The 25,448-nt window shown below is 69.8% G+C and carries 18 protein-coding genes and 1 riboswitch; of the genes, 10 read left to right on the forward strand and 8 right to left on the reverse strand.

From position 1 onward, the window contains the following. Positions 1 to 12: 12 nt before the first annotated feature. Positions 13 to 1,305, reverse strand: a complete 1,293-nt coding sequence (locus tag EDD93_RS30160) for a helix-turn-helix transcriptional regulator (protein WP_185092568.1) — start codon at positions 1,303 to 1,305, stop codon at positions 13 to 15. Positions 1,306 to 1,550: 245 nt separating this feature from the next. Here EDD93_RS30160 and EDD93_RS30165 point away from each other — a divergent pair, with 245 nt between their 5' ends. Together EDD93_RS30165 and asnB are read left to right on the forward strand one after the other, a co-directional pair. Next, the gene (locus EDD93_RS30165; protein WP_123528648.1) at positions 1,551 to 2,771 is read left to right on the forward strand and encodes a hypothetical protein; all 1,221 of its coding nucleotides are present in this window, start codon (positions 1,551 to 1,553) and stop codon (positions 2,769 to 2,771) included. Between the two features lie 355 nt (positions 2,772 to 3,126). After that, positions 3,127 to 4,968 (forward strand): asparagine synthase (glutamine-hydrolyzing), encoded by a 1,842-nt coding sequence (asnB, locus tag EDD93_RS30170; protein ID WP_123528649.1) that lies wholly within the window; start codon positions 3,127 to 3,129, stop codon positions 4,966 to 4,968. Between the two features lie 85 nt (positions 4,969 to 5,053). On the opposite strand, the gene EDD93_RS30175 is transcribed toward asnB, so the two are convergent. Further along, positions 5,054 to 7,300, reverse strand: a complete 2,247-nt coding sequence (locus EDD93_RS30175) for a hypothetical protein (protein WP_123529440.1) — start codon at positions 7,298 to 7,300, stop codon at positions 5,054 to 5,056. A gap of 613 nt (positions 7,301 to 7,913) precedes the next feature. Further along, positions 7,914 to 8,330, reverse strand: coding sequence for a Fur family transcriptional regulator (locus tag EDD93_RS30180; protein ID WP_123528650.1), 417 nt, complete (start codon positions 8,328 to 8,330; stop codon positions 7,914 to 7,916). Between the two features lie 364 nt (positions 8,331 to 8,694). Here EDD93_RS30180 and katG point away from each other — a divergent pair, with 364 nt between their 5' ends. Beyond that, positions 8,695 to 10,923 carry a catalase/peroxidase HPI gene (katG, locus tag EDD93_RS30185; RefSeq protein ID WP_123528651.1) on the forward strand — a complete coding sequence of 743 codons (2,229 nt, stop codon included), beginning with the start codon at positions 8,695 to 8,697 and terminating at the stop codon, positions 10,921 to 10,923. Between the two features lie 65 nt (positions 10,924 to 10,988). Here the strand turns inward: katG and EDD93_RS30190 are convergent, their stop codons facing one another. The 4 genes from EDD93_RS30190 to EDD93_RS30205 form a co-directional block, all read right to left on the reverse strand. Beyond that, positions 10,989 to 14,270 carry a GH92 family glycosyl hydrolase gene (locus EDD93_RS30190; protein WP_123529442.1) on the reverse strand — a complete coding sequence of 1,094 codons (3,282 nt, stop codon included), beginning with the start codon at positions 14,268 to 14,270 and terminating at the stop codon, positions 10,989 to 10,991. Positions 14,271 to 14,619: 349 nt separating this feature from the next. Beyond that, on the reverse strand, positions 14,620 to 15,075 hold the full coding sequence (locus EDD93_RS30195) for a tellurite resistance TerB family protein (RefSeq protein ID WP_123528652.1): 456 nt from the start codon (positions 15,073 to 15,075) through the stop codon (positions 14,620 to 14,622). A 75-nt stretch (positions 15,076 to 15,150) separates the two neighbouring features. Then, entirely contained in the window at positions 15,151 to 15,732 is a 582-nt protein-coding gene (locus tag EDD93_RS30200; protein ID WP_123528653.1) for a TerD family protein, read from the reverse strand. Positions 15,733 to 15,778: 46 nt separating this feature from the next. Then, complete coding sequence (locus EDD93_RS30205; protein WP_123528654.1) at positions 15,779 to 16,354, reverse strand: TerD family protein; 576 nt, start codon at positions 16,352 to 16,354, stop codon at positions 15,779 to 15,781. A 222-nt stretch (positions 16,355 to 16,576) separates the two neighbouring features. Between EDD93_RS30205 and EDD93_RS30210 the strand changes: the two genes are divergently transcribed. The 3 genes from EDD93_RS30210 to EDD93_RS30220 all read left to right on the forward strand — a co-directional run bounded on the left by EDD93_RS30210 (position 16,577) and on the right by EDD93_RS30220 (position 19,080). Beyond that, on the forward strand, positions 16,577 to 17,008 hold the full coding sequence (locus EDD93_RS30210) for a BlaI/MecI/CopY family transcriptional regulator (RefSeq protein ID WP_260255997.1): 432 nt from the start codon (positions 16,577 to 16,579) through the stop codon (positions 17,006 to 17,008). Between the two features lie 3 nt (positions 17,009 to 17,011). Then, positions 17,012 to 17,944, forward strand: coding sequence for a M56 family metallopeptidase (locus EDD93_RS30215; protein WP_123528656.1), 933 nt, complete (start codon positions 17,012 to 17,014; stop codon positions 17,942 to 17,944). A 158-nt stretch (positions 17,945 to 18,102) separates the two neighbouring features. Beyond that, complete coding sequence (locus tag EDD93_RS30220) at positions 18,103 to 19,080, forward strand: alpha/beta hydrolase (RefSeq protein WP_123528657.1); 978 nt, start codon at positions 18,103 to 18,105, stop codon at positions 19,078 to 19,080. Between the two features lie 53 nt (positions 19,081 to 19,133). Here the strand turns inward: EDD93_RS30220 and EDD93_RS30225 are convergent, their stop codons facing one another. Next, on the reverse strand, positions 19,134 to 21,344 hold the full coding sequence (locus EDD93_RS30225; protein ID WP_123528658.1) for a UvrD-helicase domain-containing protein: 2,211 nt from the start codon (positions 21,342 to 21,344) through the stop codon (positions 19,134 to 19,136). Positions 21,345 to 21,577: 233 nt separating this feature from the next. Here EDD93_RS30225 and EDD93_RS30230 point away from each other — a divergent pair, with 233 nt between their 5' ends. From EDD93_RS30230 to EDD93_RS30245, 4 genes are all read left to right on the forward strand, one after another. Beyond that, positions 21,578 to 22,153, forward strand: coding sequence for a GNAT family N-acetyltransferase (locus EDD93_RS30230; protein WP_123528659.1), 576 nt, complete (start codon positions 21,578 to 21,580; stop codon positions 22,151 to 22,153). A gap of 94 nt (positions 22,154 to 22,247) precedes the next feature. Continuing rightward, positions 22,248 to 22,859 (forward strand): DUF998 domain-containing protein, encoded by a 612-nt coding sequence (locus EDD93_RS30235; RefSeq protein ID WP_185092569.1) that lies wholly within the window; start codon positions 22,248 to 22,250, stop codon positions 22,857 to 22,859. Positions 22,860 to 22,999: 140 nt separating this feature from the next. Continuing rightward, positions 23,000 to 23,560: an FABP family protein gene (locus EDD93_RS30240; RefSeq protein ID WP_123528661.1), complete on the forward strand. Its 561-nt coding sequence runs from the start codon at positions 23,000 to 23,002 to the stop codon at positions 23,558 to 23,560. A gap of 720 nt (positions 23,561 to 24,280) precedes the next feature. After that, positions 24,281 to 24,466: riboswitch (cyclic di-AMP (ydaO/yuaA leader) on the forward strand. A 5-nt stretch (positions 24,467 to 24,471) separates the two neighbouring features. After that, the gene (locus EDD93_RS30245) at positions 24,472 to 25,389 is read left to right on the forward strand and encodes a LysM peptidoglycan-binding domain-containing protein (protein ID WP_123528662.1); all 918 of its coding nucleotides are present in this window, start codon (positions 24,472 to 24,474) and stop codon (positions 25,387 to 25,389) included. The last annotated feature ends 59 nt before the right edge of the window (positions 25,390 to 25,448 follow it).

The raw sequence follows: 25,448 nt of genomic DNA on the forward strand, positions 1-25,448 counted from the left end.
CGATGCCTCTCTTCAAGAAGTGGGAAGGCGTGACAACGTGCCGAGCCGGGGGCCCAGCCGGCGCACCGATGCGTGATCGGAGTGGCGGGCCAGTACGCGGGCGAGGCGGTGGAGGTCGATCGTGATGGTCGCGGAACGGATGGTCGCCACCCCGTCCAGCAGGGGTGCCGTCAACGCACAGGCGTGGTCGATCTCGCCGTTCGACGCGTAGGCGAGTGCCCTGCGGACGCCGTACCGTGCCTGGGTACGCAGCGCGTCGCCGGAGACCAGGGAGAGCTGCCGGTCGAGCTCCTCGGCAGCCTGGCCGGGCCGGCCGAGGTCGACCAGGCACCAGCCGGTGACCATTCCGACTGAATCGGGCAGATGCATGCTGCCGATCACCGTCGCGTCGGGGCTGCCCTCGTCAGCGGCGAGCAGCGCACGGGCGCGGTCCAGCGCACGCAGACAGGCCCGGTGGTCACCCGCAAGCGCGTGCCCCTGCGCTTCCCGCTGCGCAGCCAGTCCGCGGATCCGCGGTGGCAGCGTGCCGCTCTGGGCCCGCCGGGCCAGGGCCACCGTCTGCTCGGCGTTGTCCTGGTACAGCGTGATCAACGCCCTGCGGACCAGCGCGTAGCCTGCCAGCGCCGGGTCACCGCCGGCGGCCGCGAGGTCCACCGCGCGCTGCGTCCACCACAGCGCCGCCTGTTCGTCTCCCGACTCCTGGGCGAGCCAGCCGATGTACTCGGCGTATCGCGAGGCGAGTTCAAGCAGCTCGCGGCGGGTGGTGCCGTCGGAGTGCGCGGACAGTTCCCGCAACGTGTGGGTCTGTGCGATCAGAGCGGGCAGCAGGAATCCGGGCTGGACGCTCTGGCCCAGTCGCCGGTAGTGCGTGAACAGCGAGCGGGACGCCTCCAGCATTCCGATGCCCGCGGCCGGGGTGGCCGGGCCCTGGCCACCAAGACCCAGCCGCATCAACGAGGCGGCGCCCGCGCCCACGACCTGTCGCCGCCCCAAGGGCCGGAACTGGCCCCTGCCTTCCGGTGACAGCTGCATGATCCAATCCTCCTCATCGACTTCTCCTGGCACGGCGTCGACCGGTGTGCCGGCAACGGCTGGGGTGCCGAGGGCGTTCAGCGCGCCGTCGGCCTTCAGAGCGGCGTCGCACAGCCGGACGAGATCGCGGCTGGGCGGCTTGATGCCTCGTTCGACCTTGCTCAGCTGAGCCTTGCTGTAGTGAACGGCGGCAGACATTGCTGTGAGGCTGAGTCCGGCGTCCAGGCGACGCCTCCTCAGCTCCTCACCGAACTCGGTGGACGGCTGGGGCACGGGAACCTCCATAACCATCCGTCCAGGCGAAGGGCCCGCACGAAAGAGTGCGGCAATCCCCGCCCGGCGGACAAGGCGATCGGTGCTGTTTCCCGTTTCATCTCCCCATGGAGATGCGATGTCTCACCGCGAGCGGCCGGTTCGGCCAATGACCGCTGGAACGTTCGCTGTATGTCCTGATTCCGCTGTGCTCCGGGTGAGCTCCGCTCCGGACCCGCCCCGGCAGCCACCAGTAGCACCCGCACATGCGAACCATAGAGATGCTGGTGCCGTCCGCCGGCAATGCCGACACCGTCGGCCTGCTTGCGCTCGACGCCGGCGAGCTCACCCGGTACGTGGCCGATCCCGCATACCCGTGGTGGCGGCGCAGGTCCTGCGTTCTCGCGCTCGCCGGGCGGGTGCCGGAGCGGTACGCGGCCGAGTTGATCGCGCGCGTGCAGGACCCGGACGATGTGGCCGAGGTGCGCATCGCGCTTCTCGACCTGCTCGCGGGCCGGGCGGCGGAGCTGCTTCCCTGGCTGAAGCACGAGGACCGCCGCAATGAGCGTTCGTACGCCATGCCCGAGGCGATCCTCAAAGCGCGTGGTCTGTTCGGTGACCGGTCGGCCGCGCCCGAGCTGGTGACGCTGGCGGCCTCTCCGTGGCCGCACCGGCGGACAGCGGGCGAGGCCACGATGGACGCGCTGGTCACGCGGTACGGCGCTGAGGAGATCCTCGCCGATACCGGTGTCGAGCGGCCCGAGGCCCGAGCGTTTCGTGTCCGGATGCGGCATCGCGCGGGAGCGGACGTGACCGACGCGCTGGCGGACCGCGATCGCGGCGTCGCGTACCTGGCCCAGTCGCTCCTGACGGATCCGGTACGGCTCCGCGATTACCTCGGCGATGCGCCGACGACGGATGCCGCGCTCTGGGCCGCGTACGCGCTGCACCGCCTCACCGGTGACGCGGCCGAGACCCGGGCCGTGTACGAGACCCTGGGGCGCCCCAGGGTCGAGGTGGACGGCCTGGACGAGGAACTCCGCAGCGCGATCCTGCACGAGTACGCGAGTCGTTGCGAACGGGGAAGCGATCCCCGCTGGCGCGTCGAGGCGCTGTGCACCGAGCCGCCGTCACCCGTCGCTCAGGACGGACAACTCCACCGAGCGACAGCGGCGTTGAAGGAGGCGGGGCTCGCGCCGGAACCCCCTGTGCCGTGCGGCGAACACCACCACCAGGGCGGTGGGTCCTACCACGTGATCGAGTGCGGCGAGGGCCGGCTGTGCGTCAGCACCCTCGGGCGGTTCGCCACCGGCGACGGCACGGACGACGGCATCGGTCTCGCCGCACGCGCTGCCCTCGAATCGGCCGGCTTCCGCTGGATCGACGGAACCACCGGCGCGATCCGGGTCACCGGCCTCTGCGTCTACTACTTCGGCGAGCGTGAACCCGTCAGCGTCGACACCCTGTTGTTCTACTGGCAGGACTGAGGGCCGTCCGGGCGGCTGCAGCCAACGCCCCGTCCGCCGGGTGAGGAGTCGTTCGCGACATTGGGTAAGTCTTTGCCCATGGCCGGAATGAGTTGCTCCGCCACGCCCCGGCCCCTGCGGTGCGGGAACGTCCCGTGACGCCACGCTGCCGCGCGGTGCGGGGACCGGCCGAAACCGTTCGGTGGCGGGCCTCAGCGGTGTTACGGCCACGTTGACCGTATGCAATGACGCGACGCACTCTCGTTACGTAACTGCGCAGTACATCTAGTTCGGCCGGGAGTGGCGCAGGCCTCGAATCCGCTGTTCAACTGTGGTTCCCGGGCCCCGGTCGACGACAGCACGCAGGAGGTAGCGCATGTGTGGCATCACCGGCTGGGTCTCCTTCGAACGCGATTTGCACAGTGAGACCGCCACCCTGGACGCGATGACGGAGACGATGTCCTGCCGCGGTCCCGACGACTGCGGTACGTGGATCAACGGCCCGGCCGCCCTCGGGCACCGTCGGCTGGCCATCATCGACCTGCCCGGCGGGCGCCAGCCGATGACGGCCGACACCCCGCAGGGTGCGGTCGCCCTCGTCTACTCCGGGGAGACGTACAACTTCACCGAGCTGCGACGTGAACTGACCGGGCGCGGACACCGGTTCACCACGGACTCCGACACCGAGGTCGTGCTGCGCGGGTACCTGGAGTGGGGCGAGGCGGTGGCCGAGCGCCTCAACGGCATGTACGCGTTCGCCGTGTGGGACGGGCGCCACGACAGGCTCGTCATGGTCCGTGACCGGATGGGCATCAAGCCCTTCTACTTCTACGAGACCCCGGACGGCGTCCTGTTCGGCTCCGAGCCCAAGGCGATCCTGGCCAACCCGCTGGCCCGCGCCCGTGTCGGCCTCGACGGGCTGCGCGAGCTCTTCGCGTTCGTCAAGACCCCCGGCCACGCCGTGTGGGAGGGGATGAACGAGGTCGAGCCGGGCACCGTCGTCACCGTCGACCGGGGCGGGCTGCGCCGGCACGTCTACTGGCAGCTGGAGACCCGCCCGCACACCGACGGCAAGGACGACTCCATCGCCCATGTGCGAGCGCTCCTGGACGACATCGTGCGCCGCCAGATGGTCTCAGACGTGCCGCGCTGCACCCTGCTCTCCGGCGGCCTCGACTCCTCCGCCATGACGGCGATCGCCGCGCGTCAACTGGCCGAGAACGGCGAGACGGTGCGCAGCTTCGCGGTCGACTTCGTCGGCCAGGCGGACAACTTCGTCGCCGACGAGCTGCGTACCACCCCGGACACGCCGTACGTGCACGACGTCGCGCGGTCGTCGGGCACCGACCACCGCGACATCGTGCTGGACTCGCACGCCCTGGCCGACCCCGAGGTGCGGGCCAAGGTGATCCGGGCCCGGGACATCCCGATGGGCTTCGGTGACATGGACGCCTCGCTGTACCTCCTGTTCCGGTCCATCCGCGAGCACTCGACCGTCGCGCTCTCGGGGGAGTCGGCCGACGAGGTCTTCGGCGGCTATCTGCAGTTCTTCGACGAAGGGGCGAGGCGCGCCGACACCTTCCCCTGGCTCGTGCGCTTCGCCCAGCACTTCGGGGACGACTCCGATGTGCTGAGGCCCGACCTGACGGCCGCCCTCGACCTCCCGTCGTACATCAAGGACAGCTACGACACCGCGGTCACCGGCATACAGCGGCTGGACGGCGAGAGCGATTTCGAGTTCAGGATGCGCAAGATCTGCCATCTGCACCTGACCCGCTTCGTGCGCGTCCTGCTCGACCGGAAGGACCGGGCGAGCATGGCGGTCGGACTCGAAGTGCGCGTGCCCTTCTGCGACCACCGCCTCGTCGAGTACGTCTACAACACGCCCTGGTCGCTGAAGTCCTTCGACGGCAGGGAGAAGTCCCTGCTCCGCGAGGCCACGGCGGACGTGCTGCCGAAGTCGGTCTATGACCGGGTCAAGAGCCCCTACCCCTCCACCCAGGACCCCAAGTACGCGCTCGCGTTGCAGGGGCACGCCAAGGATCTCCTGGCTCGGCCGTCGCACCCGGTCTTCGACCTCGTCGACCGTGACCGGGTCGCCCGCGCGGCGCAGCACGACGCACCGCAGATCACGCAGGCCTCCCGGCGCGGGCTGGAACGCACCCTCGACCTGGCGCTGTGGCTCGACCTCTACAAGCCGGACATCTCGCTCTCCTGAGAGGCCGTGTGCGGCGGCGGGCGGCCGCTGGATATGGTAGCGGGCAGCTTTCAGGCGCGCACCGGGACCGAAGCCGCCCCCGCCGCTACGCCCCGTACCTCTCGGTGCGGCCGCCCAGATCCTCCACGGTGTCGCGCATCGTGCGGACCGAGGGAAGCGTCCGCGCCAGATGCAGGGCGGCATCGGCCCCGTCCCGCCCTGCCAGGGGGCGCGCGATCCCGGCCTTCGCCGCCGCGGCCGACACCGCGGTGAGCGATGCCTCGGCCTGCTCCGCCAACTCCAGCAGCCGCCGGGTCAGGGTCACCGCCGCTTCCACCCGCTCTTCGAAGCTGGGCTCGCCCGGTTCGGTTTCGCCGGACACCGTCGGCCCGACGCCACCCGGTCCCCCCAGGGCCGGTGCCGTACCCGCTCCGGCCGGTGCCGGCAGGAGCGGGAAGGGCCCGGTCGCCACGCTTCCGGGCTGGTGCCGCCACGTGTGCAGAGGGAACAGCGCGGTGGCCGGAGCAGTGCCGGCTGAGCCGTTCTGTACCGTGGCCGCACTGCTCGGGCCCGGCCGGGGAGCGGGGACCTTCGGGCGGCGTTTGCCGGAATCCTTCGGGAACTCCCTGTCGAACCAGGCGGTGGTCATCTCCTCGATCAGCAACGCGCCGGAACGGCTGACGCGGATGGGCCTGCGGTCACCCTCGTCCATGGCTTTCGCCAGCTCACGCAGCACGGCGACGGCCATGATCCGGTTGCTTCGCAGGGCGTTGAGATGGTTCTTCACGGTGCGCCGGACGCGCGCCGCCTTGGCGCCGTCGTCGTCGTCCGTCTTCTGGCCGGCCAGCGAGCCCCGGTCGGCGTCGATGATGTCGAAGGCAGCCAGCCAGTGGGCCGCACGATAGGCCACGAGTTCCTCGAACGCGTCGTCATCCTTGTCGGCGACGTTGAGCAGTTCCCGGAGCGGGCGTTCGGAGAAGTGCAGCCCCGCCCGGACGGATCCGGCGTTGAACACCTCGGCGATACGGGGATTCCACGGGGCCGGGTAGCTCTCCGAGGTCAGCGCGGACCAGGCGCGGGCACGCCGGTTGATCTCGGGGCTGCTCAGCTGTGAGGGGGGCGACTCGCTGAGTGCGCGGCGGATCAGTAGCTTCTTGTAGGGATCTACCGGAAAGAGCTCTCGCAGGATCATCATGGAGCGGAGATCCCGCAGTTCCGAGACCGTTGCGTCCTCAGCGGCGGTGCTCAGTTCGTTGACGGGTGCCAAGCCCGACAGCACCTGTGATTCCCTCTCGTCGAGAACGCCTTGCGCCACGTACATTCCGAGCACGCTGCGCCCCAGTGCCCGCCCTCGGTCATTGGGCACGAACTCCAGTGGCGGATGAACGTGGTCGCGGCGATTGCTCATCTGCACGATGCGATAAAGACGTTCAGGAGTCGGCGTACCGACGACCAGGTGGGCGGTCACCACCGCCACATTGGTCGCGCGGATCGCCGTAGCCTCATCATCACCCGAAATCTGGGCGTCAGCCCATTCCTGGTTGAGTCGGTAGGAGAGCTTCTCCAGCCAGAACTGCGGATCGAAGAATACTTCGTCACCGGGGAGGCCGAGCTTGCTTGCCGGAACCCCGGTAAGGACTTCGGCGGAAGTCAGGCCAAAGATGTCCTGGCGTCGCTTCGTTCGATTATTGCCTCGAACGGCCATCCAGCCCACGTATTCAGCGGGGTGTTCCGCCACGCCGTCGGCGCCTACCGGTGGCTGCTCAGCGAGGCAGAAACGTTGAGGGATGTACATGCCGGGTTCTTGCTGGCCGTTGAGGACCAGATCCTCTTTGAGGTCATAAGAACGCAGGCCGTCCCGGCGGTCCAGTTCGTCAGAAGCCTCTTCTGTGTTGGACGTGAGCCACTGTCGGTTGGGGGGATGACTGAGCAGCGCCGCGTAGGGTTGGTTGTCTTCGTCGGGGCTCTCATGGGGCCAAGGGTGCACCCTGGTGAGGGAACGTTTGGTGCCGCGGCCGACCGAAGGATCCGCTGTCGAGTGCCAGAGGGAGCTGATCCGCTCGTTGTGTTCCCACACGATCCCGGCCACTCCGTGCATCTGCACTTCGACCACCAGCATCTCACCCGCATCGGTCCGTACGGTCCGCAGCGCCCCTTCTCTGATGGTGCGGACGCCGTTGACGTCCGGCTCGCTCAAGGTGTGTTCCGGGTCGACGAGGAAGGCGGCGGCGTTCTGCAGAGCGGAACGAGGCGACTTCACGTGCGGAGTCGCCAAAGCGGCCTCCACCCAGACATTTTGGCGTTCTATCGAAACAGGAGACCGGAACGGGCCGTTGGTTTGGTGGTCGCTCATCACGTACCCCTTCACTCATCGTCCAACTCGAACAGCTTGGCGAATTGCCTCATGGTTCTCGCCACCACGGTCCAGACCTCGCTGTCGGATCCGTTGAGTGCCTCTCGTGCGGAGAGCAGGAGGCCAGCCACTCGAACAGCCTGGCCGAGTCCGAAACGGTTCCGATTCCGCAGCTTGGTCAACTCGCCCTCAATTGACTGGAGCTGGCGATGCACATCGAGACTGAGGGCAGGCTCGGGAATGCGTTCGGAACTGGTTTCGGGGCTGGTGTCAGGCTCCGGTGAAGGGTCCGAAGGCGAGTGGACGGACATCGAGGTGAACCCTTCGAGCGGCGGCTTGGATTGCCTACCGTGCCACCGTTCAGGGTGAGGGTGTGCGTGATGACCGCATGAAGCGGCAAACTGCTTGGTGTTTGTCGTATTGAGGGCAAGGGTAAGGCGATGTGGCCGCCTCGTCGATCAAATACGATCAAGAAAGAAAGCAGCTTAGAAAAACGAACGGCCCGTCAGCGGCTATCGAGCGCGCGGCCACCGTTCGTTCTGCGGTGCGGGGTGGTGAGGCATGCGAGTTGACATCGTGCGAGTGTGCGTGGTATTGGGCTGAGGAGTGTGGCTCACCCGCCGCCGCAGTCGGGGCACAGCCCCCGGTACGTCACCTCGACCTCGGAGACGGTGAAGCCGAACCGTTCGGAGTCCGGCAGCCCGGCCAGTGGGTCGGCGTCGGGGTGGACGTCCCGGATGGTGCCGCACGCCGAGCACACCAGGTGCTGGTGCGGGTGATGGGCGTTCGGGTCGTAGCGCCTGGCCCGGCCGTCGGTACCCACCTCGATCACCTCGCCGAGCGACACCAGTTCGCCGAGGGTGTTGTAGACGGTGGCGCGAGAGATCTCCGGCAGCCGGGCGGCGGCGCGTACGAGTACCTCGTCCGCCGTGAGGTGGACGTGCTCGCCCGAGAGGACCTCGGCGACCACCCTGCGCTGAGCGGTCATGCGCCAGCCGCGTTCACGGAGCCGTTCCAGCAGGTCACTCATTCCCACCAGCCTCACTGTGCGTTGTTCTACGAATGATTCGTACAGACCCGTCTGTCGTATTGACTTGGACTAGGTCCATCGTAGGATCGGTTCCGGCTGACAGCCAAGGGTCAGGTCAACAGCAGGGGAAAATGCGTGTCTTCAGGAGACGGGTGCGCCCACGCCGGCATCCGGACTGTGATCGCCTCGCATCCGAGGCGATCGCCTCCGGGCTGCGGCGACGCCCAGGCCGCCGTCTCCCTCCGCTCCCTCCCGGTCCGTGATCCCGGCGCCCTCGGTCCCGCCACCCTCGATTCCAGTACCCCCCGGATCCACCACCCTCAGTTCCAGAGCAATGTGATCCGCCCCGTCCGGAAGGATTTCCATGACTGAGAACCATGACGCGATCGTCACCGATCCGAAGACCGAGGAGGTCTCCGGCTGCCCGGTCGCGCACGGTCGCGCGCCGCACCCGACCCAGGGCGGCGGAAACCGCCAGTGGTGGCCGGAGCGGCTCAACCTGAAGATCCTCGCCAAGAACCCCGCCGTCGCGAACCCCCTCGGTGAGGACTTCGACTACGCCGAGGCCTTCAAGAGCCTCGACCTGCCGTCCGTGAAGCGGGACATCGCCGAGGTGCTCACCACCTCGCAGGACTGGTGGCCCGCCGACTTCGGCAACTACGGCCCCTTCATGATCCGGATGGCCTGGCACAGCGCCGGCACCTACCGGATCAGCGACGGCCGAGGCGGCGCCGGAGCCGGCCAGCAGCGGTTCGCCCCGCTCAACAGCTGGCCGGACAACGCCAGCCTCGACAAGGCCCGCCGGCTGCTGTGGCCGGTCAAGAAGAAGTACGGCAAGAACCTCTCCTGGGCCGACCTCATCGTGCTCACCGGCAACGTCGCCCTGGAGTCCATGGGCTTCAAGACCTTCGGCTTCGGCGGCGGCCGCGCGGACGTGTGGGAGCCCGACGAGGACGTCTACTGGGGTCCTGAGACCACCTGGCTCGGGGACGAGCGCTACACCGGCGACCGGGAGCTCGAGAGCCCGCTCGGCGCGGTCCAGATGGGCCTCATCTACGTCAACCCCGAGGGCCCGAACGGCACCCCGGACCCGATCGCCGCGGCTCGCGACATCCGCGAGACATTCCGCCGGATGGCGATGAACGACGAGGAGACGGTCGCCCTGATCGCGGGCGGCCACACCTTCGGCAAGACCCACGGCGCCGGCCCGGCCGACAACGTCGGCCCCGACCCCGAGGCCGCCCCGCTCGAGCAGCAGGGCCTCGGCTGGCAGAGCACGTACGGGACCGGCAAGGGCGCCGACGCGATCACCAGCGGGCTCGAGGGCATTTGGACGGACACCCCGACCGCCTGGGACAACAGCTTCTTCAACATCCTGTTCGGGTACGAGTGGGAGCTGTTCAAGAGCCCCGCGGGCGCCCACCAGTGGCGGCCGAAGGAAGGCGGCGGTGCGGGCACCGTCCCCGACGCGTTCGACGCCTCGAAGACCCACGCACCGACCATGCTGACGACCGACCTCTCCCTCCGCTTCGACCCGGCGTACGAGGACATCTCGAGGCGCTTCCACCAGAACCCCGACCAGTTCGCCGACGCCTTCGCCCGCGCCTGGTTCAAGCTGACCCACCGCGACATGGGCCCGATCGTGCGCTACCTCGGCCCGGAGGTCCCGGCGGAGACGCTGGTGTGGCAGGACCCGCTGCCGGCGCGGACGTACGAGACCGTCGACGCCTCGGACGTCGCGGCTCTCAAGGCCCGGATCCTCGACTCGGGCCTCCCGGTCTCCGAGTTCGTCTCCACCGCCTGGGCCTCGGCCTCCTCCTTCCGAGGCAGCGACAAGCGCGGCGGTGCCAACGGCGCGCGCATCCGTCTGGAGCCGCAGAACGGCTGGGACGTCAACGGCCCGGACCAGCTGGCCGGGGTGCTGCGCACCCTCCAGGGGATCCAGGAGTCCTTCAACTCCGAGCAGTCCGGAGGCAAGCAGGTCTCGCTCGCCGACCTCATCGTGCTCGCCGGTGCCGCAGGCGTCGAGAAGGCGGCCAAGGATGCCGGCTTCGACATCGAGGTCCCCTTCACCCCGGGCCGCGTCGACGCGTCGCAGGAGCAGACCGACGTGGAGTCCTTCGTCGAGCTGGAGCCGGCCGCCGACGGGTTCCGCAACTACCTCGGCAAGGGCAACCGGCTGCCGGCCGAGTACCTGCTGCTCGACCGGGCGAACCTGCTGACCCTCACCGCCCCCGAGCTGACGGTCCTCGTCGGCGGGCTGCGGGTGCTCGGCGCGAACCACCAGCAGTCCTCGCTCGGTGTCCTCACCGAGACCCCCGGGCAGCTGACCAACGACTTCTTCGTCAACCTGCTCGACCTGGGTACGACGTGGAAGGCGACGTCCGAGGACGCCACCACCTTCGAGGGCCGCGACGCCTCCGGAGCGGTGAAGTGGACCGGCAGCCGCGCCGACCTCGTCTTCGGGTCCAACTCGGAGCTGCGCGCACTCGCGGAGGTCTACGCGAGCGATGACGCGAAGGAGAAGTTCGTGAAGGACTTCGTCGCGGCGTGGGACAAGGTCATGAACCTGGACCGGTTCGACCTGGTCTGATCACAGGAACGGGCCGTCGCGGCAGGGGGTTTCCCTGCCGCGACGGCCCGTTCCCGTCGGGTGCGTCAGGCCGTGGCCACCGCGAAGACGTGGATCACACCGCCGTCCGTGGTGGACGGCAGGGTCACGCTCGCGAGCTGCTTGCCCGCCTGGAGCGCGATCGGGGCGGTGGCGAAGATCTCGGTGCCCACCGGGTCCGTCCCGCCGCCCTGGACGTCGCGGTACGCGGTGTGCACCGCGACCGTGTTGCCGAACGACGGCTTGTCCGCGCCGCCGCCCAGCGTCCAGTCGCTGAAGCCGATCTCCGCCTGCTGCGTGGTGCCGTCGGTGTACGTCAGCGTCGCCTGCCCGGACGCCGAGCCCTCGGCCGCGCTGCCCAGCAGGCTGAGCTTCGTGTCGCCGGGGGCGGCGGGAACGTTCACCACCTGCGGTTCGGTGCCGGCCACCTCGATGTTGTCCGGGTCGCCCGCCGCCACCTCGGGCCAGCCGAAGTCGAAGCCGCCGGACGAGACCTTCCCGCCGGGTGTCGCGCCCGCCGCGGCGAGCGCCTTGGCCGAGTAACTCCAGCCCTCACCGTCGAAGTTGGCCTGCGGGTTGTCGTCGTCGGCGGAGATGGCGGTGCTGTTGCGGTTCCACAGCATGCCGTTCTTCTCCGCCACGGTCACCGAGGCCGAGGTCTTCGGGAGCTCCTCACCTGTGGACGACTTCAGTGTCACCGGGACCGTGTAGTGACCCTCGGCCGTGTCCGCAGCCGCTGACACCTTCAGCGTCGCGCTCACCGAACCGCGGGCCGGAACGGTGAAATCACCCTCTGCCGGGGTCACGGTGACGCCGGCCGGAGCCTTCGCCGTCCAGTGCACCGTGGTGGCCTTCGTCTCGATGCTCTGCACCTTGACGGTGGTCTGCGCACTGCTGCTGCCCGGCTCGATCTTCAGCTGCTCGGGGGTGGCGCCGGTGAAGTACTTCAGACCGCCGCCGGGGAAGGACGGCGGGGCGTCGGCCTTCGCCGCACCCCAGGAGGTGTCCGCCGTGGAGCCGAGGGTGTAGTCCAGCTTCCCGCCGTGGGTGACGAGCGAGGCGGGCACCCACGGCTTCGTGGAGGTGCGGCCGTTGACCTTCAGCCCGTGGATGTAGGTGTTGTCCGCCGAGGCGGCGGGCGCGTCGACCGTGATCGTCCTGCCGCGCCCGGTGTGCACCACCGCGTGCGGGAACAGCGGTGCGGTCAGGGTCAGATCGGCCCGGCTGGGGTTCTGCGGGTACATGCCGAGCGCCGAGAAGACGTACCAGGACGACATCGTCCCCGCGTCGTCGTTGCCGGGGATGCCGCCGGGGGAGTCGGTCCACAGCTGGTCCAGCTCCGCGCGGACCGTCTCCTGCGTCTTGTACGGGGCGCCCAGGTAGTCGTACAGGTAAGGGGCGTTGATGTCGGGCTCGTTGGTCGCGTCGTAGCGCGTGTCGTCCTTCGCCGAGAAGTCGAACTTCCCGTCCGGCGTGCGGAAGAAGGCGTCGAGGCGCTTCACCGCCTGGTCGTCACCGCCCATCGCGCCGGCCAGGCCGGCCACGTCCGAGTACACCATCCAGGTGTAGCGCGCGCTGGACCCCTCGACGAAGCCGCTGCCGGTGCCCGGCGTGAAGGTGCCCGCCCAGGTGCCGTCCGCCTTCCGGTCGCGTATGTAGCCGCCCTGCGGGGTGGCGTTGGCGTCGAACACGTTGGTCCAGTTCCCCGAGCGGTCCAGGAACCTCTTCGCGTCGGCTGTCCGGCCGGTCTGGCGGGACAGCTCGGACAGTCCGTAGTCGGCCGCCGCGTCCTCCAGCGTCTCGGCCGCGCCGCCCCAGCAGTGGCAGTTGTCCGCCGGTACGTACCCGAGCTCCAGGTACTTGTCGAGCGCGGGCCGCTGGCCCACGCACTCGACGTTGCAGCCCGAGCTGTCGGAGTCGTTCGCCGTGGGTACCGTCGCGGCCTCGACCAGTGATTTCAGCGCGCCCTTGACGTCGAAGTCATGGCCGCCGAAGGCGTAGATCCCGGCGAGGGCCGCATCCGAGGGATCACCCGACATCACGCTCGTCTTGCCGTTCTCCAGCAGCCAGCGGTCCCACTCGCCGCCGCGCTGGCCCGCGTAGTTGAAAAGCGACTGCGCGTAGTCGCTGCCCGCCCGCGGATTGAGCAGCGTCATGAGCTGCACCTGGGCGCGGTACTGGTCCCAGCCGGAGAACGTGCCGTACTGGGCGTGCTGGCCCTTGGCGAGCCGGTGCGGCTTGCGGTCGGCGCCGAGGTAGCGGCCGTCCACGTCATTGGTCAGGGTGGGCTCCAGCATGGAGTGGTAGAGCGCGGTGTAGAAGGTGGTGCGCCGGGCCTCGCTGCCGCCGCCCACCTCGACCGACTTCAGCGCCTTGTTCCAGGCGGCGGCGGCCTGGGTCCTGACGGAGTCGAAGCTCTTGCGGGGGCCGTTCTCCGCGCGGAGGTTGGCCTCGGCGTTCTGCGCGCTGACGTAGGAGACGGCGACCTTGGCGCCGGCCTCGGTGGTCCCGTCGGCGAAGGTGACGTACGCGCCGGAGCCCTTGCCCTCGACGGCGTTGCCGGACGAGCTGTACCCCGTACCCCCGGAGGCGGAGGTCGAGCCGGGCTCGACCTTGCTGTCGGTCCAGGTGCCGGTCTTCGCGAACGCCTTGTCGAAGTGGGCGGTGAAGTACAGCGTGTAGAGGTCCTTGCGGTTGTTCGCGCTCTGCGGACCGCAGAAGTTGCCCGCCGTGACGGAGCCCGTCACGGTGCGGGCCGCCTTGTCGATCTTCACGGTGGCCCCGGTGCTGCCGCTCTCCGAGTTGGAGGTACGGAACAGCATGCTGGCGGGCTTGTCCGCGGGAAAGCCGAACTTCCCCGAACCGGTCCGGGCGGTGGTGGTGAGCGCCGCCGAAGCACCGCTCGCCAGGCCGACCTTGTAGTAGCCGGGCGATGCGCTCTCGTCGGCGTGCGAGAAGCTCGCGGCGTACTTCGCGTCGGTGGTGTCCGCGCTGGGCGAGGAGTCGACGTCACCCACGTACGGCATGATCGGGATGTCGCCGTTTGCGCCCGAGCAGCCGACGCCGTTGAGATGCGTGAGGCTGAAGCCGCGGATCTTCGTCGCGTCGTACTGGTAGCCGCCGGGAGCGGGGGTCGAGACCTGCTTGCCCCTGGAGTTCTGCGGACTCCAGGCCAGCATGCCGAACGGCTGCACCGCGCCCGGATAGGTGTTGCCCGCGTTGGACGTGCCGATCAGCGGATTGACGTACGACACGGGATTCTTGACGGTGCCGTGGGGGGAGGCCGCGGAGGCGGGGGAGGCCGTGGCGGCCAATCCCAGCGCGGCCATGGCGGTCACCGCGACGGAGCTGATGATTCCGATCCCGGTGCGCGCCCGGTGGTTGTGCGTGTCTGACACCGTTCCTGCCCTTCGTGTATGACGAACGGTCAACGCGGCGGGAGCAGGTGCGCCGTGACCACTCCGCGACGGCGGCCGCCCCCGACAACGTTGTCAACGACGTGAGGATGCTCCTCCTGCCACTCCGGGGTGTCAAGGATTCACGGAATCCCGCAGTCCGGACCGGGCGGGGGCGGGGGAGGGGCAGTCGGACGAAACCTCGCATATCTCGCGGGCGGTCCGGGGAACGGCGAAGGGCGTGCCGCGTACGGACAGCGGCACGCCCCGGGGTGTCGCGGGACTACAGGTCGAACTCGGCCGGTGCGATGCCGGCGGCGAAGCAGGCCTCGCGGACCACGGCGCGCTCGGTGCTGTCGAAGTTGCCGTCGGCGCCGCCGATGACGATGCCGATCTGGATGACCGCGCGCGCCTCGGTGGGCTTCTTGCCGACCTTGCCGACGGTCTGGAGGAGGCTGACCTTCCCGAAGTCGAAATCGGAGATCAGCTGCTGGCAGTAGTCGTTGAACCGGCGCTGCAGATCCTCGGCGGGAAAGTTCCGCAGTACCTCGTTCCCCGCGATCAGCGAGGCCACCCGCTGCCGCTCGACGGGGTCGATGGAGCCGTCGGCCGCGGCCACGAGGGCGCACACGGCCATGCTCGCGTCGCGGAAGGCTCCGCTCTTCAGGTCGTTCTTCTTGGCGTTGAGCTGCGTCTGCATCGTCGATGCCGATTCCTTGACGCGGTCCCACAGTGCCATTCGAATTACTCCAGGGTCGGTCGAAGTGATGAGTGCCGGCCGGTGCGCGAGGGCGCGTGAGCCGACGGGCAGGCCCTACAGATGCGCGGCGACGGCCGGCATCAGGTCCTGGAAGGTGCGCCCCTGGGCCGCGCTGCCGATGGCCGTCATCTGCCATCCGGTGCCGGACCGCTGGACCTTGGCCATGATCTGCGCGGTGTGGCGTCCGCCGCCGGTCAGCGTGTACCGCGCCAGTTCCTGCCCCGTGGTCTCGTCGACCAGCCGGCAGAAGGCGTTGTCGACCTCCTCGAAGGTCTGGCCCGTGAACGAGTTCACCGTGAAGACGATCTGGTCGACGTGGGCCGGGACGCGCTGCAGGTCGACGACGATCGACTCGTCGTCACCACCCTCGCCGGCGCCGCCGACCCGGTTGTCGCCGTTGTGCCGGACCGAACCGTCGTCGCTGGTCAGGTGCTGGAAGAAGACGACGTCCTGCGGGGCCGCGCCCGCGAAGAGGACGGCGGAGGCGTCGAGGTCGATCTCACGGGCGGCCAGCCGGGCGAGAAACCCCCTGCGGGGTGCGGACTTCCAGCCCAGGCCCATGCGTACGACGGTGAGTTCCCCGCCGCCCGTCTTGGTGAGGCTGATCTGCTGGCCCTTGGTCAGGTTGACGGTCATGGCTCCACTCTCGGCAGGGGGCGGTACGACGGTGACCCGGAGCGGGTCAGAGGCTGACGCCGAAGTCGGCGACGATTCCGCTGAGTCCGGCGGCGTAGCCCTGTCCGACGGCGCGGAACTTCCACTCGGCGCCGTTGCGGTACAGCTCGCCGAAGACCATGGCGGTCTCCGTGGAGGCGTCCTCGCTCAGGTCGTAGCGGGCGATCTCGGCGCCGCCCGCCTGGTTGACCACGCGGATGTAGGCGTTGCGGACCTGGCCGAAGCTCTGGCCGCGTCCCTCCGCGTCGTGGATCGAGACGGGGAAGACGATCTTGGCGACCTCGGCCGGCACGGCAGCGAGATCGACCTTGACGATCTCGTCGTCGCCCTCGCCCTCGCCCGTGAGGTTGTCGCCGGTGTGCTCGACCGAACCGTCGGGGCTCTTCAGGTTGTTGTAGAAGACGAAGTTGTCGTTCGAACCGACCTTCCCGGCCTCGTCGCACAGCAGCGCGCTGGCGTCCAGGTCGTAGTCCGTGCCGGTGGTCGTGCGGACGTCCCAGCCGAGGCCGACGAGGACCGCGGTGAGTCCGGGGGCCTCCTTGGTCAGCGAGACGTTTCCACCCTTGGAGAGGCTCACGCCCATGGTTTTCTCCCTCTGCGCATCGCGCCGCGCATCGTTGCGACCGCGCGTGATCGCGCGGACGCCGAGTGGCAGCACCTGAAATCTACAGCACTGTAGAGTTTGTGTGGCGGGTACGGCCGCGGTCTCCGCCGGGCCCACGGGACGTCCGGGCGGCTGGGTAGGATGCCCCGGCGCCCGGCAGCCGGACGAGCGGCCGGGCGGAGTTACGAAAGGGGCCGCGTCGTGGGCGGAGAGAAGGCAGGCCGTCCGCAGGAGCCGCGGGCCCGCCGGCGTGGCCAGGGCGAACTGGAGACCCAGGTGCTGGCCGTACTGGGCGGGGCGAGCGAACCCGTCACCGCCGCCTGGGTACAGGAGCGCCTCGACGGCGGACTCTCGTACAGCACGGTCATCACCATCCTGACCCGGCTGCTCGGCAAGCAGGCGGTCACCCGTACGGGTTCGGGCCGCCCGGTGCTGTGGCAGTCGACGGCGAACGGGGCCGGTCTCACCGCGTTCCGGATGCGCCGGCTGCTCGACCAGCGCGACGACCGGGACGCCGTGCTGTCCAGCTTCGTGTCCGCGCTGTCGCCGGACGACGAGGACCTGCTGAGGTCGCTGCTCGGCGAGAGCGGCTCCGGCCCCGCCGGGCGGGCCACGGACGAGCCGGAGAGTTGACCGATGGGTGTCTTCGTCTGTCTGCCCCTGATCCTGCCCCTCACGGCGCTGCCCATCGCACGCCTGGCGGAGCAGCATCTGCATCCGCGAAGTGCCGCCCGTCTGCTCGCGACCATCGCCGTGATCCTGGCCTCGTGCAGCACGCTCTGCCTCGGTCTTCTGGCGGTGGTCGGCACGGCCCAGCTGCCCGGCAACCCGCTGCCCGACGGCTGGTCCGACGACGAGGTCAGGAAGGCCGTTCCGCACGACAGGTTCGTCGGCAAGACGGCGATCGCCGCGCTCGTGGCCGTGGCCGCGGGCTGCGCCTCCGTAGTCCGGCGCCACTACCGCTTCCGCTCCCGTGCGCACCGCACGCTGGCCGGGCTGTCGACGACGGCCGAGCTCGCGGTGCTGCCCGACGGCGTGCCGTACGCCTACGCCCTGCCCGGCTCGCCCGGCAGGATCATGGTCTCCTCCGCGATGCTCGACTGCCTGACGGAGGCCGAGCAGCGGGCACTCCTCGCCCATGAACGGGCCCATCTCGCGGGCCGCCACCACCGCCTGCTGCTCGCCGTCCAGCTGGCGGGCTGCGCGAACCCGCTGCTGCGGCCGCTGCGCGCGGCCATCACGTACAGCACGGAGCGCTGGGCGGACGAGGAGGCGGCCGTCACCACCGGGGACCGGCGGCTCACCGCCCGCACGGTCGGCAAGGCGGCGATCATCTCGCACCGGGCCGCCACCGAGACCGTCCCGGCCTTCGCCGCAGCCGGCCCCGTACCCCGGCGGGTCGCCGCACTGCTGGGGCCGGTCCCGCCGGAGCAGGGCTGGCCGCCGATCCACACCCCGACCGGGATCGCCGCGTACGTCGCCGCGGTGGGAACGGCCCTGTCCACCGGGTCCTCGCTGAACGCGGCCTTCGCGCTCTTCGTCGCGCTCGAAGCGGCGACGCCGCTGTAGGACCCGGCCGCGCCGGGTGCCGGCAACTCCGTGCGGGGGCTCGGCTCGGGCACGTCCTTGTCGATTTGCGCCGCCATCCGTTACGGGAATCATGGAACGCGGAGTGCTCGCTCGGGGACTGCGCCCCCGGTACGGGGCGTCCACACACTGGAGTGCACATGACGCAGGTTCCGCCGCCCGTCACCCCGTTCCTCGAGCCGGCCGCGAAGGAGCTGGCCGAGGCCACCGACCCGCACCCCCGGATCTACGAGGTCCCGCCGGAGCAGGGCCGCGAGATCCTCGCCGGCCTGCAGAGCGGTGAGGGGGTGGACCGGCCCGAGGTCGACGAGGAGTGGGTCGACGTCGACGCGGGTGAGTGGGGCACGGTGCGTACCCGTGTCATCCGCCCCAGGGGCGCCACCGGGCCACTGCCCGTGGTGGTCTACATCCACGGAGCCGGGTGGGTGTTCGGTGACGACAGGACCCACGACCGCCTCTTCCGCGAGCTGGTCGTCGGAGCGAACGCGGTCGGCGTGTTCCCGGTGTACGACCGTGCGCCGGAGGCGAAGTACCCCACGCAGGTCGAGCAGAACTACGCCGTGGGGCAGTGGGTGCGCAAGAACGGCGCCGGCCACGGCATGGACACCTCGCGCGTGGCGGTGACCGGGGAGTCGGTCGGCGGGTGCATGTCCGCCGTCTTCGCGCTGATGAACAAGGAGCGCGAGAACGGCCTCGACCTGAAGGCCCAGGTCCTGCTCTACCCGGTCACCGACGCCGACTTCGACACGCCTTCCTACCACCAGTTCGCGGAGGGCTACTACCTCACCCGCGACGGCATGAAGTGGTTCTGGGACGCCTACACCAACGACCCCGCCGAGCGTGTCCAGCACTACGCCTCACCCCTGCGGTCGAGCCTGGACCAGCTCAGAGGCCTGCCCACCACCCTGGTCATCACCGACGAGGCCGACGTCCTGCGCGACGAGGGCGAGAGGTACGCCGACAGGCTCCGCGAGGCCGGAGTCGACGTGACCTCCGTCCGCGTCGCGGGCATGGTCCACGACTTCCTTCTCCTGGACAGCCTGCGCGACACCCGCGCCGCGAACGTCGCTCGCAGACTCGCCGTCGACGCCCTGCGCACCGCCCTGCACGACGGCTGATCCCCACCGGGCTCCTGGCCGGCGTCTCATGCCAGGAGCCCCCACGGGCGCCGTCAGCGCAGGGTCTCGGGCAGCTTCTCGCGATGGATGATGCCCAGGCGCTGGGTGGCGCGGGTCAGCGCCACGTACAGATCGCTGGTCCCGTACCGGCCGGGCTCCACGACCAGTACATGGTCGAATTCGAGCCCCTTCGCCTGCCGGGGTTCGAGCAGCACCACCGGGCGGGTCAGGTCGGGCTCGGCGCCGGCCGTGACGCCGTCCAGCGGCGCCGCGATCTCCGCGTGGAGGGCGGCAGGCGCGATCACCGCGAGGCGGCCCTCCTCGGGCGTCAGCTCGGAGACCGCCCGCGCCACCGCGCCCGCCAGGTCCTCGCCGGCGTCCCGGATCCACGGCACCTCGCCGGTGGACCGCACCGAACCCGGCGGCTCGAAGGAGGGGTCCTCGGCCCGTACCACCCGGGCCGCCAGCTCCATGATCTCGGCGGGCGTACGGTAGTTGACCCTGAGCGTCGTGTGCTCGAAGCGGTCGCCCACGTAGGGCTGCAGGATCTTCTCCCACGAGCCGACGCCCGCCTCCTCGGAGGTCTGCGCGGGGTCGCCGACCAGGGTCATCGCACGGGTCGGGGAGCGGCGCATCAGCAGCCGCCACGCCATCGGTGAGAGCTCCTGCGCCTCGTCGACGATGATGTGCCCGAAGGCCCAGGTCCGGTCGGCGGCGGCGCGCTCCGCCGCGCTGCGGTGATCGGCCTCCTCCTGCCGGTCCGCCATCCGTTCGGCGTCGATGATGTCGTGCGCGGCGAGCACCTCGGACTCCTCGTCCTCGAACTCGTACGACTCCGAGCCCCTCGACAGCTCCAGGACGCCTTGTGCGTAAGCGATCCGCTCCTGGCGTTCTGCCTCGGCGGCCGCGCGCTCCGCGCTGTCGTCGACCCCCAGGAGTTCCGCCACCTCGTCCAGCAGCGGGACGTCGGCGGGCGTCCACGCCCCTTCGCCGGGCGCACGCCGGACGGCCGCGGCGTCCGCGTCCGGTACGTAGACGGGCTCGGCCAGATAGTCGCTGAGGAACCCCTCCGGGGTGAGCGGCGGCCACAGCTCGTCGACCGCGGAGTGCACCTCCTTGCTGACGGCCACGTTCCTGCCGAGCTGGGCGATGTCGTCGGGGCCCAGGAAGTTGGGCCCGCCGTGCGGGTCGGCGCCGATGCGCTCGGTGAGCTGCGCGGTGAGCGCGTCGATGATCCGGAAGGCGAAGTGGGGGCGGGCGAGGTTGTGGGGCAGCCGGGTTTCGCGGGCCGCCTGCCGGGCCTCGTAGGCGATCTCCCAGTCCAGGACGAGATCGCCGTCGTCGTGCCGGATGACCAGCGGGGCGCCCGGCTCGGGCAGCTGCTGCCGGTCGCGGACGGCGAGGGCGAGTGCCTCGGCCATCGCCGCGCCGCCCTTGACGGCGGCGGCGCGGGAAGTGTCGGTGCCGTCGGCATGGACCCCGGGGAAGAGCTCGGCCTGGGTGGCGAGCAGGACGCCGGTCTCGCCGAGCGCGGGCAGCACCTCGCCGATGTAGCGCAGGAAGGCCGGGTTCGGGCCCACGATCAGGACCGCGCGCTTGGCGAGCAGTTCCCGGTGCTCGTACAGCAGATACGCCGCGCGGTGCAGGGCCACCGCCGTCTTTCCGGTGCCGGGCCCGCCCTCGACGACGAGGACGCCGCGGTGCGGGGCGCGGATGATGCGGTCCTGTTCGGCCTGGATGGTCCGCACGATGTCGCTCATGCGGCCGGTGCGGGCGGAGTTCACGGCGGCGAGCAGCACGGCGTCGCCGCTCGGATCCTCGAAGCCGGTGCGCTCCCGGTCCCCGACGTCGAGGATCTCGTCGTGCAGCTCCGTGACGGCTCGGCCCTCGGTGGTGATGTGCCGGCGCCGGCGCAGCCCCATCGTCGTGTGACCCGTGGCGAGGTAGAACGGGCGGGCCACCGGTGCGCGCCAGTCGATCAGCAGCGGTGTGTGCGCGGTGTCGTCCTCGCGGATTCCGATCCGGCCGATGTGGTGGGCCGCGCCGGTGGCGAGGTCGATGCGGCCGAAACACAGCGAGCCGTCCACGGAGTTCAGGGCCGCCAGCAGGCCCGAGCGTTCGGCGACAAGCACGTCGCGCTCGTGACGGGCCTGCAGACCCGTACCGACCGGGGTCAGCGCGTCCTGGACGTGCTGGGCGGTCGTGCCGCGCAGCGCATCGACGCGGTCGTAGAGCCGGTCGATGAATTCCTGCTCCTTCTGCAATTCGGAGCTTTCCCGAGTTGACAAAATGGCTCCCTGCCGGATATGGTTTTGCTTAGTGGCCCCCAGTGAGGGGCCTTTTCTGTGGGCGCACAGAAACACTCAATATACCTGGGAAAATCCCCGGTCCGCAATTGCGGGCCGGGGATTTTCCGTTCCGTGGGACGTGCCGTGACGTGCCCCGGGACGGTCGGCCGCCCGGCCTGCGGGGCGCGGCGCTGGTTAGGCTGCTCGTCATGAACACGGCTTCGACCGGCGGCAGAACGTGTGAGCCCGCCATCCTGGACGCGGCGGACCTGGCGTCCGACGCGGAGCGTGGGCCCCGGTTCGCGGCATCGGCCCACCGCATCGTGGCGGACCTCGTCCGGGACGGCGCCGCGCTGGGCTGGGTCGACCCTCCCGCGCCCGATGAGGTGGCGGACCTCCTCGACGGGGTAATCGCCGCGACGCGGGTGGGCGATGCCGCCCTGCGCGCCGTGTACATGGACCGAAGCCTGGTCGGGCTGGGCTACTGGACGCGCTATACGCGGCCCACTCACCGCCCGCACGCGGATCTGGAGAAGGTCGCGGTGGCCGCCGCCGTCCACGGCCGGGGTATCGGCCGGGCGCTGACCGCCGCGCTGGTCGCCGATGCCAGGAAGGCGGGGATCGAGGTCCTCACCCTGGACGCCCGGGGCGACAACAGCGGTGCCCTGCACCTCTACCGCTCTCTCGGCTTCACCGAGTACGGGCGCCTGCCCGGCTTCGTCGCCGTCGGTGAACGCCGCTACGACAAGGTCTTCTGCATGCTGGACTTCCGCCAGGAGGCGTGACGCGCGCGGGCGGAGGACCCGTCGGCCCAGCCGGGCGGAAGCCAGGTGTCAATCAGGGTTGACACAATTCATTGTGTCAACCTACATTGACGGGATGGGGAATCAAGTCCTGCTCGTCTGCGGAATGGCCGCCGGCCCTCTCTTCACCGTCGCGTACCTGCTGGAAGGCGCCGGCCGCGTGGGCTACAGACCGCGCCGCCATCCCGTCAGCTCGCTCACCCTCGGCCCTGCCGGGTGGGCACAGACCGTCAACTTCCTCTTCGCGGGCGGGCTGTCGCTGGCCTTCGCTGTGGCTCTGTGGCGTGTCGGGCCCTTCGAGTGGGGCGCCCTGCTGGTCGGCGCGTGGGCGGTCGGTCTGCTGGGAGCAGGCGCCTTCCGGACGGATCCGGTGAGCGGCTACCCGCCCGGCACGCCTGATCGGCTCCGGCGTCACACCCGCGCGGGGGCTCTGCATGACCTGTTCTCCTCCATCGGCTTCCTGGCCCTCGCTGCCGCCTGCTTCGTATACGCCCCGTCCGGCCCGCCCGGCTGGGCCGTCTGCTCGATCGCCTGCGGTGTCCTCTTCGTGGCGACGATGGCCCTGGCCAGTGCCGCGTTCGATCAGCGGCAACGCTGGGTCGACATCGGCGGACTGCTTCAGCGCATCTCGCTGACCATCGGCTGGGCCTGGCAGCTACTGCTCGCCGTGCGCATCCTGAACACCTGAGCAGGCGGGCAAATCCAGGCAGCGGGAGGCCGCGTGTCACGCGAGCCGGAGATCATTCACGGGACAGCCCTTAGGCTGCCAACCGTCGCCGTCGCCTTCGCGCGGCGCCCGTCCCCGTCACCGATCCAGGAGCGCGCAAGATGTCCGACCCCGCCCGGCAGTACCCGTACCCCGACGCGTTCCGGCCGGACGACGCGCCTGCTCCGCACGCGCTGCTCGCACCACTGACCGGGTTCCTGGGCACCTGGACCGGGCAGGGCCGCGGTGAATACCCGACGCTCGCCCAGGAGTTCCGGTACGCGCAGGAGGTGACGTTCAGTCATGACGGGCGCCCCTTCCTCCACTACGAGGCGCGCGCCTGGCTGCTCGACGCGGACGACGCCCCGCTGCGGCCCTCGGCGCGGGAGAGCGGCTGGTGGCGGATGCAGCCGGACGGGCGTGTGGAGGCGCTGATCACTCAGCCCACCGGTGTCGCGGAGATCCTGACGGGCAGTGCTGCGGACGGCGTGGCCGACCTGGCCACCCATCGGGTCGCCCTCGCGCCCACCGCCAAGGAGGTCAGCGCCACACGCCGCCGTTACACGCTGACGGCCGACGGCACGCTCGAATTCGTCCACGACCTCGCGGCTGTCGGCCAGCCGCTCCAGCACCACCTTTCCGCGCTTCTGCGACGCGAGGGGAGCCGGAACCTCTCGCTTTGACCGGGTCGGATCTGCCGTCTGCCGTCTGCCGTCTGCCGTTCGCCGTCGTGTGGGGCGGCGGTCGCCCGTCATCGTCCCGGCCGGCCGTGCCCGCGCTCATGCGCTGGACGGCACGTTCCGCAGCCGGGCCGCGAACGCCCGCGGATGCGTGGTGTTGCCGTTGACGGTGCGGCCGGGTCGGGCGCCACGACCAGCGCGAGCTGCCCCGGGGTTGCCGAGCGCGGCGGGCCGGAGCCGCGGACCTCGTAGTGGAGCGTGGCGCCGTCGGTGTCGAGGAAATCAGGTTCTCCCGGTCGCAGTGGCGGGCGGCGCCCGGAGCGTCGGCCGATGCCCCACACCGTAGTGCATCTATTTAGATGCATCTGTGGAGATGGATTAGAGGCGACGCCGAGCCGGGGTGGCGGGTCGTCACCTCCAGTGAAATGTCCTGATTGAGTGATTAATCGGAATCGTCGTTAATCGCCCACCGAAGACGCTTTTCTGTGGCTCAAAGGGTATGGAGATTGAGCAAATCACCCTTTTCGGGCGCAGTGGTCAGCATCACCTTCCCGGCCCGTGACGCGGTGCGTCCGGCTTCGGTTCCCTGTCGTGCCAAGAAAGTTGACTTGGCTTCGGGGATCTGATTCTGAGCATTTCCTTGAATTGATCTTGCGAATCAATTGCGATCAAGAATTCAGGGCTTGTTCCGCCCGACGCTTTTCGCTTACGGTCACCGTCAATCCGGATGGAACGCCGAATCCTGCCGCCGTCCGGGAACCCGACCACTCACGTACGGCAGGAGCGGGGGACCCAGGTTTGCCGCCGGTCCGGTATCCGGAGCGGCTAGGGGTTAAGTCGCCATCACGTGCGGCCGGACATCTCCAGTCCGAACCCGACAGCTCACCTCGCAGGCGGCGGAGAGGAAATGCGCCATGCCCATCATGGGTAACCACCGTCGTTCCAAGTCCACCTCCCTGACCCGCGGTTTCATCGCCGTGAGCACGGGCGGAGTCGTTCTCGCGCTCCCCCTGATCATGTCCGGGTCCGCTTCTGCCGCACCGGCGCACCCGGTCGTCGCAGAAAAGTCGGCGACCTCGACCGCCTTTGCTGCCAAGGGAATTGCTGCCCACAAGGCCGAGTCCGCCACCTATTCCGTGGTCTCCGGTGATTCGCTTTCCAAGATCGCCCGGGGTCATTCCCTCAGCGGTGGCTGGGAGCGGCTCTACCAGGACAACCGGAGTGTGGTCGGCGGAAACCCCGATCTGATTCACCCGGGCCTCAAGCTGACCATTGGCGCCAAGTCCGCAGCCGCCCCGCACAAGGCCGCGCCGACCGCCGATTCGAAGGCAAAGGCCGCGTCCGAGGCAAAGTCCGCGGCCGACGCGCAGTCGTCCGACCGGTCCGAGAGTGCCGACCGCGCCGACCGTTCCCAGCGGACGGTCACGCCTGTGGCGGAGAAGACCGCCGCCACCGAGACCGTCGCCACCGAGACCGCGGCCACCACTCCCGCACAGGGCGCGACCGCGTACACCGACGACCTCGACGGCTGGATCAAGGAGTCGCTGGCCGTGATGGCCCAGCACGGCATCCCCGGCAGCTACGACAGCATCCACCGCAACATCATCCGCGAGTCCTCCGGCAACCCGCAGATCGTCAACAACTGGGACTCGAACGCGGTCGCCGGCACGCCCTCCAAGGGCCTGCTCCAGGTGATCCAGCCCACCTTCGAGGCCTACCACGTGGCCGGTACGTCGATGGACATCCTCGACCCGGTCGCCAACATCACCGCCGCGTGCAACTACGCCGCGGCCACCTACGGCTCGATCGACAACGTCTTCGGCGCCTACTGACATACCCCGGCCCCCACCTTCGGGAGGAGCCGGGCGCAGGGGTGGGAGGGAGCCACGTG

The organism is Streptomyces sp. 840.1, from assembly GCF_003751445.1.
Taxonomy (GTDB): domain Bacteria; phylum Actinomycetota; class Actinomycetes; order Streptomycetales; family Streptomycetaceae; genus Streptomyces.